Source organism: Polaromonas sp. (assembly GCF_030682935.1).
Taxonomy (GTDB): Bacteria; Pseudomonadota; Gammaproteobacteria; order Burkholderiales; family Burkholderiaceae_C; genus Polaromonas.
The window spans coordinates 1-10,272 of record NZ_JAUXNA010000170.1 but is presented as its reverse complement, the minus strand read 5'-3'; the positions used below and the strand labels follow the sequence as shown (position 1 = coordinate 10,272).

General features: G+C 62.4%; 11 protein-coding genes. 7 read left to right on the top strand and 4 right to left on the bottom strand.

Annotation, left to right across the window (positions count from 1 at the left end; genetic code table 11):
* The 3 genes from Q8K05_RS07875 to Q8K05_RS07865 form a co-directional block, all read left to right on the top strand.
* Nucleotides 1–193 (top strand): helix-turn-helix domain-containing protein (locus Q8K05_RS07875; RefSeq protein WP_305246022.1); only part of this gene is annotated, 193 nt, incomplete at its 5' end.
* Nucleotides 194–306: 113 nt separating this feature from the next.
* Entirely contained in the window at nucleotides 307–702 is a 396-nt protein-coding gene (locus tag Q8K05_RS07870; protein ID WP_305246020.1) for a HEPN domain-containing protein, read from the top strand.
* Nucleotides 699–1,076, top strand: coding sequence for a hypothetical protein (locus Q8K05_RS07865; protein WP_305246018.1), 378 nt, complete (start codon nucleotides 699–701; stop codon nucleotides 1,074–1,076). Before Q8K05_RS07870 ends, Q8K05_RS07865 begins: the two co-directional genes overlap by 4 nt.
* A 195-nt stretch (nucleotides 1,077–1,271) precedes the next feature.
* Here Q8K05_RS07865 and mltB read toward each other — a convergent pair whose 3' ends face one another.
* The 4 genes from mltB to Q8K05_RS07845 form a co-directional block, all read right to left on the bottom strand.
* On the bottom strand, nucleotides 1,272–2,345 hold the full coding sequence (mltB, locus tag Q8K05_RS07860; protein WP_305246016.1) for a lytic murein transglycosylase B: 1,074 nt from the start codon (nucleotides 2,343–2,345) through the stop codon (nucleotides 1,272–1,274).
* A gap of 121 nt (nucleotides 2,346–2,466) precedes the next feature.
* Nucleotides 2,467–4,482 carry a DUF3488 and transglutaminase-like domain-containing protein gene (locus Q8K05_RS07855; RefSeq protein ID WP_305246015.1) on the bottom strand — a complete coding sequence of 672 codons (2,016 nt, stop codon included), beginning with the start codon at nucleotides 4,480–4,482 and terminating at the stop codon, nucleotides 2,467–2,469.
* On the bottom strand, nucleotides 4,476–5,492 hold the full coding sequence (locus Q8K05_RS07850) for a DUF58 domain-containing protein (protein ID WP_305246013.1): 1,017 nt from the start codon (nucleotides 5,490–5,492) through the stop codon (nucleotides 4,476–4,478). The genes Q8K05_RS07855 and Q8K05_RS07850 overlap by 7 nt, the downstream gene beginning before the upstream one ends.
* 20 nt (nucleotides 5,493–5,512) lie before the next feature.
* The gene (locus Q8K05_RS07845) at nucleotides 5,513–6,445 is read right to left on the bottom strand and encodes an AAA family ATPase (RefSeq protein WP_370868800.1); all 933 of its coding nucleotides are present in this window, start codon (nucleotides 6,443–6,445) and stop codon (nucleotides 5,513–5,515) included.
* 29 nt (nucleotides 6,446–6,474) lie between these two features.
* Here Q8K05_RS07845 and Q8K05_RS07840 point away from each other — a divergent pair, with 29 nt between their 5' ends.
* The 4 genes from Q8K05_RS07840 to Q8K05_RS07825 form a co-directional block, all read left to right on the top strand.
* A complete protein-coding gene (locus Q8K05_RS07840) occupies nucleotides 6,475–7,428 on the top strand; it encodes a histone deacetylase family protein (protein ID WP_305246011.1) in 954 nt (317 codons plus the stop codon).
* An 8-nt stretch (nucleotides 7,429–7,436) separates the two neighbouring features.
* The gene (locus tag Q8K05_RS07835) at nucleotides 7,437–8,243 is read left to right on the top strand and encodes an enoyl-CoA hydratase (protein ID WP_305246008.1); all 807 of its coding nucleotides are present in this window, start codon (nucleotides 7,437–7,439) and stop codon (nucleotides 8,241–8,243) included.
* Complete coding sequence (locus Q8K05_RS07830) at nucleotides 8,222–9,595, top strand: mechanosensitive ion channel family protein (protein ID WP_305246006.1); 1,374 nt, start codon at nucleotides 8,222–8,224, stop codon at nucleotides 9,593–9,595. The genes Q8K05_RS07835 and Q8K05_RS07830 overlap by 22 nt, the downstream gene beginning before the upstream one ends.
* 151 nt (nucleotides 9,596–9,746) lie before the next feature.
* A partial coding sequence (locus Q8K05_RS07825) for an electron transfer flavoprotein subunit beta/FixA family protein (RefSeq protein ID WP_305246004.1) occupies nucleotides 9,747–10,272 on the top strand: 526 nt, incomplete at its 3' end.

Here is a 10,272-nt window from a genome sequence, read left to right as displayed (position 1 = left end):
AAGCGCGCCCACGCACGACAGCGATCTGAAGCGATACGCTGACAAGAAATTCACCAGCAAAGACCAGCGCAACCAAAACATGGCTGATGCCTTCTACCAGGGCGGCCACAGCCAAACCGCCATCGCATTGGCCTTTGGCGTATCGAGCTCGACAGTAAGCCGGATTGTGATGGGGTATGGAAAAGGTATTTGAAATATGGGAAATGGGAGACCTGACCCCGACCCTCGCCGACCCTTCCGAAAAGGTATTTGAAATACGGGAAATGGGAGACTTGACCCCGACCCTCCCAATTACAATCACTTCCCATGCTCGCCACAGTTGAAATCAAACGTATAGCATCCGCCCGCCTGCGTGACGCGAAAGTTCTGCTCGAAGCCAAGAGGTACGATGGGGCGGTGTATCTCTGTGGCTATTCTGTAGAGCTTGCACTGAAGGCGCGTATTTGTAAGACGCTCAAGTGGTCAGGCTACCCGGAAACTGGAAAGGAGTTCACTGGCCTCACCTCTTTCAAGGTCCATGATCTCGATTTGCTTCTCCGCCTTACCGGTAAAGAACAGTCGGTTAAAGCTGGGTTTCTCGCTGAGTGGTCAGCAGTGGCTGCTTGGAATCCAGAAGCTCGGTACAAACCAATTGGGTCCGCCAACGAAAGCGATGCAAAGCTCATGCTGGAGTCAGCCTCTGTACTAATGAAGAAGCTATGAAAGACATCGCCGAAAAACTGGTCAAAGCGGAACAGCAGATGTCCGACGAGAAGGGACGATTCTTACTCTTTGCGCTCTTTCTGCGTGAGGATGCGCCAGATCTCTGGGACCTGCTAGTTTCTGCAGATTGGATTGAAGCCAACAAGGGAGAGGCGCTACGTTACATCACGGGCATATTGAAGAGTGTCGTCGAGCCCATTGAGCTTTCAAAGCTCTCACGCATTGTCATCATCGAGCAGACAAACCCCGCTTTAGGCGCAATCCAATCTGCATTTCACATTGAACATAGCGTAGCTGATGTACAAAGCAGCAACTTCTTCGGCCTCCAAATCAAACATGCATACATCATCACTTCGCGCCGAGAAGGCACCTAACCCGACCAACGAGCGGGTGGCTTTTTGCCGCCGCTCCTGTTTGCGTTAAGTGGCTGCAATCGACGAACCTGAATGACCGCAGTCTGGAGCAGCCGATCGACTGCAGATGTATGACTGGCCGGTCTTGGCCTAATTGTTCCGAGTTAAACCAGCGGTGTAACTCCGCCGAATTCGGCGGAGCGGCTGCTTTGGGAGTTAGCGCCCGTCAAGCTTGAGTCGTTCCTGATTGACTTCCCGCCCCAGCTCAATCACCGCCATGGCGTAGTAACTGCTCCAGTTATACCGGGTAATCGCATAAAAATTTTCGGTGCCTGCCACATAGCTCGGCGCGTCCGGGCCGTTGAGCAGTTCGACCAGCGCCAGCGGCCCTTTGTGGTCCAGCGCCGCGCCGTCCAGCACCGCACCTTTTGCGGTGAAGCTGGCGACGCCGAAGGTTGGCAAAATGTCGGGCGCCATCAGGGCGTCCATGTCCAGGCGGCTGGTGTCAAAGCTGACCGGGTAGTGCGTCGGCATGCCGGGTTGCCAGTCGAAGGCCTTGAAGTAGTTGGCGACCGAGCCGATCACGTCGGCCGGGCTGTTCCACAGGTCGATGCTGCTGTCGCCGTCAAAGTCCACCGCGTACTTGATCCAGCTCGACGGCATGAACTGCGGCATGCCCATGGCGCCTGCGTAGCTGCCCTTGATGTCCAGGGTTTCCAGCGCGGTGGCGCCGCGGCGGCTTTCCAGGGTCAGGAACTGCTCGATCTCGCCCTTGAAGAATTCGCTGCGCTCGGCGGCGCGCGGGTGGCTGGCCGGAAAGTCGAAGGCCAGTGTGGTCAGCGCTTCCAGCACGCTGAAGCTGCCGGTGTTGCGGCCGTAAATGGTTTCAACGCCAATGACGCCGACGATGAGTTCGGCCGGCACGCCGTATTCCTGCTCGGCGCGGGCCAGGGTGGCCCGGTTTTCTTGCCAGAAGCGCACGCCGGCCGCAATGCGAACGGGGTCGATGAAGCGGCCGCGGTAGGCGCGCCAGTTTTTGACAAAGGCCTTGGCCGGCGGCTGCATCAGCCGCGACACCGTGGGGTTAAAGCGCGACTGGCCTATGGCGGCCCGCACCCAGCCCGGGTCGAGGTTGCGCCGGCTGGCCAGGTCGTCCGCAAACTGCATGACCTCGGGGCGTGTGGCGTACAGCGGGTCCTTGGCTTGCAGGGCGCTGGCGGCGACTGTCTTTTTATAAGGTTTTGCCTCACTCACGCCTGCTGCACCTGCTGCACTTGCTATAACCGCCATTAAGAAAGTAGCAATTACAAGGCTGGGGAAATGCGATTTAGGTGTCATTCAGAAAAAGTAGGTTGGCGAAACTCGATTTTAAGCAGCGCATGAAATATGACGGCCAAGCCGGATATTGCGGCTATGCCAGCCTGCTCAATTGCTGCCGGAGTTGCTTCAGCTGGCGCAGGTGGCTGGCGGACGCCGTGCCGTAGCGCAGCAACTCAAGCGCCATCAGCCAGTCATGCAGCGCTTGTCCCTGGCTGCCCTGGCGCGCCAGCACCTGCAGCGCAAGCTGGCGCGGCGAGGTGGCGGGCGTGCTGTCAATACCAGCACGGGCCAGCTGCTTGCGCGCGCGCCTCAAGAGGCGCAGCCAGGGGTCGTGCTGGCTGCGCTCCCACAGCGTCCAGGCGGCGCCCGCCAGGCTGGCCAGCACGATGAGGGCAAAGAGCACAACGCTCAGATCCTGCCAGCTTGGGGATTCAAAGCCGATGTTTTTCAGCAGATCGAGCTGCTTGCCCTGGGTGTAGTTGAGCACCCACTGGTTCCAGCCGTTGTTGACGGCCTCCCACGTGGCGCGCAGTTGTGCCGACAGGGTGGGGCTGAAGTTGCCAAAGGCCTGCGCCACCACGCCGCGCGGCGCGGCCAGCCGCTGAAGGGCGCCGGTGCGCCCCGGCGCCACGGCCGACGTGGGGTCGACACGGACCCAGCCTGCGCCCGCCTGCCAGACTTCGGCCCAGGCGTGCGCGTCGCTTTGCCGGACGACCCAGAAGCCGTCCACGCTGTTGAGCTCGCCGCCCTGGTAGCCGGTGACGATGCGCGCCGGAATGTTCATGGCACGCATCAAAATCACAAAGCTTGAGGCGATGTGCTCGCAAAACCCTTGCTTGCTGTCAAACCAGAACTCGTCGGCCGTGTGCTGGCCGAACACGCCGGGCTCCAGCGTGTAGGTGTAGCCGCCGGTGCGCAGGCGCTCCAGCGCCACCTGCACCAGGGTGCTGGTACTGGCCTGGGCATAGCGCGGATCGCGCCGGATCTCGTCGGCCAGCGCCTGCGTGCGCGGGTTAAAGCCTGGCGGCAGATCGACAAACGCCTGCAGACCCGGGTCTGGCTGCAGCGGCCCGTGTGTGAAGGCGGGGAAGCTCCGGGCCTGGTAGCGCACGATGTCGGTGATGGGCCGGTGGGTCAGCCACTGCAGGTCGGGCGCCATGACGCTGCGGTAACCGGGCAGTTCCGGGCGTTGCGCGGCGGCGTCCAGCACAATCAGCCAGGGCTGGCTGGAGGGCTGCAGCGTGACTTCGTAGTCGATCGGGTCGCCCGTCACTTGCAGCCCGGCCGGCAGTTCATGGCGGGGCGGCACGCCCGCATGCTGGGGTTGCCACTGGCGGCCATCAAAGCGGGAAAGCACGGGTCCCCGGAAATAAAGCTCACGCTGCGGCGGGGTGTTGCCCTGGAACCTGATCCGCATGGCCACGCTGTCGTCGAGTGCCAGGCTGGCAATCGTGCCGACTTCCATGCTGGCGCTCAGGCCGCTGCGGCCTGTCATGGCGTCGCTGGGCACCCCCCACAGAGGGGCCATGCGCGGAAACAGCACAAACAGCACCAGCATGATGGGTGCGCCCAGCAGCGCCATCCAGCCCGCCGTTTTGGCGGCCTGGGCCAGCGGTGGTTTGCCGACGGGCATGTGCGCGTTGACCAGGGCGGTCAGCAGGCCGAGCAGCCCCAGCAACATGCTGAAGGCCGTCAGCAAGGACTGCGAGTAGAAGAAATTGCTCAGCATGCAGAAAAAGCCGAGGAAAAACACCACGAATGCATCGCGCCGGGCGCGCAGTTCCAGGGTTTTAAGCGTCAGCAACACCACCAGCAGGGTGACGCCCGCGTCGCGCCCGAGCAAGGTGCGGTGCGTGGCGTAGGTGGCGGCGAGGGTCAGGGCCAGCAAGGCCAGCAACACCCATTTCCCGGGCAGGGGCCGGCTTTGCACGGCCAGCCATCCGCGCCAGATCAGCACAGTAGCCGCCAGCGTGCTGCACCACAGCGGCAAATGACTCACCTGCGGCAGCAGTACCCAGGCAATCACGGCCAGCAAAAACAGCGTGTCCCGGCTGTCGCGCGGCAGCTTGCCCAGTGCACCAACCCTGAACGGCGTTGGCTTCAGCACAGGGCCAGCGCTTCCAGGCACTGCTGCTTGTGGACTTCGCCGCTGCCTGGCTTGATTTCGAGTGCAGGCAGGCGCAGGCCGTAGTCCAGCCCGAGCTGGTCGGCCTGAATAGTCCAGGCGCACAAGCGCGAGAGTTTTTGTTCCGCACCGACCGCACCGGCCTGCGCCCAGTCGAGCCAGAGTTCGTGGCGCTCCGCGTGCTGGGCGTCGCGCACCACCAGGCCATGGCCTTGCTCGTCGGCTTTGGCCGCTTTTTTCCAGACCACCAGTTTCAGGGCGTCGCCGCGCCGGTAGGCCCTGACGCCGTCAAACTCGCCCGTGCGCTGCGCCCGCGCTGCCGATGCGGCGCCGCCCGCACGGGGCTCGCCGGGGGGCAGGGGCGGCGGATTCATCTCGGGCGCCGGATACACCATGATGTGGGCGGCAGGCCGCCAGACCGTCCAGACCCGGAAGGTGCCGAGCGGAAAGCGGGTTTCGGCGGTCAGCGTCGGCAGGCGGTGCAGGCCGCGCAGGGCCGGTGTGAATGCCACCTGCAGCACGCTGCTGCCCTGGGCCGGTACATCGGTCCAGGCCCACTGGGCTTGCCTGTCTGGTGCGTCGGCGTTCTGCGGCTTGAGAGCGCGCAGGCCAATGCCATAGCGGATGGAATCCCGGGTGTTTATAAAATTTACATCAAAATAGGCTGTATCTCCCGCGTAATGGGCGTGAGGTGCTACCAGGTTCATAGCAAGGCCGCGCAGCGTTCCATGACAGACATGCATGCCCACAAGCGCGCAGCCGGCCAGTAAAAATGTCAACAGGTAGCCCAGGTTGAGCTGGTAGTTGATGGACGCCACCAGCAGCGTCAGCAGGGTAGTGCCCAGCATCAGCCCCGGTCGCGTCGGCAGGATGTAAACCGTGCGCTGGGTCAGGGTCACGTGGTCGGACAGGGGTAGCCGGTTTTCAAACCAGGCCTGCAATCGCGCTCTCAAGACCCTGAAAGGGCGCGAAAAAAATGACAGGGTTGCCATGTTCAGGGTCTGCTGCGTGGTCACGGCAGCGGCACAGCATCCAGCATGGCGCGCACCTGTTCGACCGCGCCCCGGCCCGCAGCGCTGACGGGAACCAGGCGGTGCGCCGTGGTTTGCGGCAGCACGGCGGCCAGGTCATCGGGCGCGACATAGTCCCGCCCGCTCAGAAAGGCCTGCGCCTTGGCGGCGCGCATGACCGCGATGCCGGCACGCGGGCTCAGGCCCTGCAAAAACCAGCGGCCCGAGCGGGTGGCGGCCATCAGGTCCTGCAGGTAGTTCAGCAGCGGCTCGGCGGCGTGAACCTGCACGACCTGTTGCTGCAGCGCCAGCAGGTCGTGCGGCGTCAGCAGCGCTGGCAGGGTATCGAGCATGTCGCGGCGGTCGCTGCCCCGGAGCAATTCGCGCTCGGCGGCGCGGTCCGGGTAACCGAGTGAAATCCGCATGTGAAACCGGTCCAGTTGCGACTCGGGCAAGGCGTAGGTGCCGAGCTGGTCGTGCGGGTTTTGCGTGGCGATGACAAAAAACGGCAGCGGCAGCGGGCGGGTTTCACCTTCGACAGTGACCTGCTTTTCTTCCATGGCTTCGAGCAAGGCGCTCTGCGTCCTGGGGCTGGCCCGGTTGATTTCGTCGGCCAGCAGTACCTGGGCAAACACCGGCCCGGGGTGAAACACAAAGCTTTCCTTCTGGCGCTCGTAGATCGACACGCCCGACAAGTCACTGGGCATCAAGTCCGCGGTGAATTGCACACGTGAAAACTGCAGGCCGAACGAGCGCGACAGCGCATGGGCGAGGGTGGTTTTCCCGACGCCGGGGACGTCTTCAATCAGCAGGTGGCCGCCTGCGAGCAGGCAGGCCACGCAGTCTTGCACTTGTGACGATTTCCCGACAATGACCGTGTTAAGCTGATTCAGGAGCGCTTGAAGTTTCTCTTTGACATGCATGTCTTCAACCATAACGCAATTTTTCGCAAAGTTTGTCCATCATGAGCGCGACTGGTTATTTCACCCACAGCGACTGCCGCAAGCATGAAATGGGCCCGGGCCATCCCGAGTGTCCTGCGCGGCTCGATGCCATCGAAGACCGGCTGCTGATCACCGGCGTGGGTGATGCGCTGGACCGGCGCGAGGCGCCGCCAGCGCCGCTCGGCGACATCGAGCTGGCGCACGACCGCATGCTGGTGGCGGCGATTCGGGGCTTGTGCGATCAACTGGCCGACGACATCAATGCAGGCGGGCCGGCCTATACCCAGATTGATCCCGATACCGCGCTCAATGTTCACACCTGGAATGCCGCCTTGCGCGCGGCAGGCGCTGTCATTGCGGCCACCGACGCCGTGCTGGCCGGTGACTTGGCGAATGCCTTTTGCGCCGTGCGCCCGCCCGGCCACCATGCAGAACACAACAAGGCCATGGGCTTTTGCTTTTTCAACAACATCGCCATTGGCGCCAAGTACGCGCTGGAGCGCCACGGCTTGAAACGCGTGGCGATTGTTGACTTTGATGTGCACCACGGCAACGGCACCGCAGACATCATCAAGGGCGATAACCGGATCCTGATGGTGAGTTTTTTCCAGCATCCGTTCTTTCCCTACACCGGTGCCGATACGCACGAGCCCAACATGGTCAACCTGCCGGTGCCGGCCTACACCAAGGGCATGGACGTGCGCGAACTGATCGAGATGATGTGGATTCCGCGCCTGGAGGCTTTCAAGCCCGAAATGATTTTCATCAGTGCCGGATTCGACGCGCACCGCGAGGACGACATGGGCCAGATGGGGCTGACCGAGCAGGACTATGCCTGGATCACCCAGCGCATCAAGGATGTGGCCAGGCGCCACGCCAAGGGGCGCATCGTATCGGCGCTTGAAGGCGGCTACAACCTCAGCGCGCTAGGGCGCAGTGTCGAGGCGCATATCCGGGTGCTGGCGGATTTATAGGAGTTTTCATGAGTACTGCATCCGCTGATTTGTCACCGCCGGTCCTTCACACGCAGGACGGGCGGGGGATTCACACCCTCACCCTGAACCGGGCGAGCACGTTTAATGCCCTTAGTGAAGAGGTGCTGACGGCCCTGCAAAGCGCGCTGGACGCGATTGCGCACGATCCGTTGGCCCGGGTGGTGGTGATTGGCGCGCAAGGCAAGGCGTTTTGCGCCGGCCACAACCTGAAAGAAATGCGCGCCCAGCCCGAACTGGCCTATTACCAAAAGCTGTTTGCCCAGTGCACGCGCGTGATGCTGAGCATCCAGCATTTGCCGGTGCCCGTGATTGCCAAAGTGCAGGGGCTGGCAACCGCCGCCGGTTGCCAGCTGGTGGCGCAAAGCGACCTGGCGGTAGCAAGCAGCCACGCCAGCTTTGGCGTAAATGGCCTTGATGTGGGTCTGTTTTGCGCCACGCCCAGTGTGCCGCTGGTACGCAACATGCCCGCCAAGCAGGCCATGGAAATGCTGCTGACCGGCGAGTTCATCACGGCCGATGAGGCGCGCGTGCGGGGCCTGGTCAACCGCGTCGTGCCGCATGACGCGCTCGACGCCGAGGTCGAAAAACTGTTGCAGGCCCTGCTGTCCAAACCGCGCGAAGCGGTGGCCATGGGCAAAGCGCTTTTCTACAAGCAACGTGAAACCGGCGTGGAAGCGGCCTATCAGCTGGCGGGCCAGACCATGGCCTGCAACATGACGCATGCGGTGGCGCAGGAGGGCGTGCAGGCCTTTATTGACAAGAGGAAACCGCAATGGCCAGTGGCGGCGTCTTGAGTTCTGTTGTTGCTGCCACCGTCCCCTCTGCCGCGCCGATCGACAGTCTGGACGCCTGGTTGGCAGCGCTGGCCCGGCCTACCGCCCTGACTGAACTGGCGGTGCTGCTGGCCTGCGCGCTGTTGGCCTGGCTGGTGGTGCGCGTGGCCAGCCGTACGCTGCATGTCGCTGGCGAAGCGCCCGTCCTGTTTGGGCGGCGCTTGGTCGATGGGGTTTTGTTTCCCTTGCTATGGCTGGTTTTTGCCTATGCGGCCCAGACGCTTTTGGTACGCCTGTTCCCGCTGGCGGTGTTCAAGGTGGCGATTCCGGTGCTGCTGTCGCTGGCGCTGATCCGGCTGGGCGTCAAGGTGCTGCAGGTGGCGTTTAAAACCGCGCCGCTGGTGCGGGCGCTGGAGCGCAGCATTTCGTGGCTGGCCTGGATTGCCATGGTGCTCTGGGTCAGCGGGCTGCTGCCGGTGATTCTTGACCAGTTGGACAATATCAAGTGGAAGGTGGGCGCTTCGACCCTGTCGGTGCGCACCATGCTCGAAGGCACGCTGACGGCCGGCGTGGTCCTGTTGATTGCGCTGTGGATTTCCTCGGCCCTGGAAGCGCGCCTGCTGCGCTCGGCCAAAGGCGGTGACCTGTCCCTGCGCAAGGCTTTCAGCAACGCCATCCGTGCGCTGCTGATGTTTGTCGGCCTGTTGCTGGCGCTGTCAGCGGTGGGTATTGACCTGACGGCCCTGTCGGTGCTGGGCGGGGCGATTGGCGTGGGCATTGGCTTTGGTTTGCAGAAACTCGCTGCCAGTTACGTCAGCGGTTTTGTCATGCTGGCCGAACGCAGCGTGCGCATTGGCGACAACGTGCGCATTGACGGCTTTGAAGGGCGCATCACCGACATCAATGCGCGCTACACGGTGGTGCGCGCCTTGTCCGGGCGGGAATCGATCGTGCCCAACGAGATGTTCATCAGCAACCGCATTGAAAACCTGTCCCTGACCGACACCCAGGTGCTGCAGTCCACCGTGGTGTCGGTGGCTTATGACAGCGACGTCGAGCTGGTGATGCGCTTGCTGACCGAGGCTGCGGTCCAGCAGGCGCGCGTGCTCCGAGAGCCCGGGCCCGGTGTCAATCTGACGAATTTTGGAGCTGATGGGCTGGAGTTCACGCTCAACTACTGGATGGAAGACCCTGAGAACGGCCAGCAAAACCTGCGCTCCCGCATCAACCTTGCCATTCTCCAGTCGTTGCGCACGCACGGCATCGAAATTCCCTACCCGCAGCGGGTGATCCACACCCTCGCCGCCACATCTGCGGTGGCCAGCCCGCCTGACGCCGCCGCTACCAGGCCGCCCGGGATTCACCCTTTATAATGGAATAGAACGGTCGTTCTTTTATTTTTACCGTCATGGATAATCCGTTTGCAGACAGGCGCCAGCCTCATTTCACGAGGGCCGCAGCTAGAATGCAAAGCTTACGTTTACGTTTACGTCAACGTCAATTAATAAACTCTGGAGCCCCGCAATGAAGGTTTTGGTCCCCGTCAAGCGTGTAGTCGACTACAACGTGAAAGTCCGCGTCAAATCAGACGGCACTGGTGTCGATATCGCCAACGTCAAAATGAGCATGAACCCCTTTGACGAGATCGCCATCGAAGAGGCGACCCGGCTCAAGGAAAAAGGCGTGGCGACCGAAGTCATCGCCGTGTCCTGCGGCGTGCTGCAGTGCCAGGAGACCCTGCGCACCGCCATGGCGATTGGCGCCGATCGCGCCATCCTGGTCGAAACGATCGAAGAGCTGCAGCCGCTGGCCGTGGCCAAGCTGCTCAAGGCGCTGGTCGATAAAGAGCAGCCGCAACTGGTGATTCTGGGCAAACAGGCGATTGATGACGACTGCAACCAGACCGGCCAGATGCTGGCTGCGCTGCTGAACTGGCCGCAAGCCACGTTTGCCTCCAAGGTGGAGGTCGACGGCGCCCAGGTCCGGGTCACCCGTGAAGTCGATGGCGGGCTGGAAATCGTGTCGCTCACCTTGCCGGCCATCATCACGA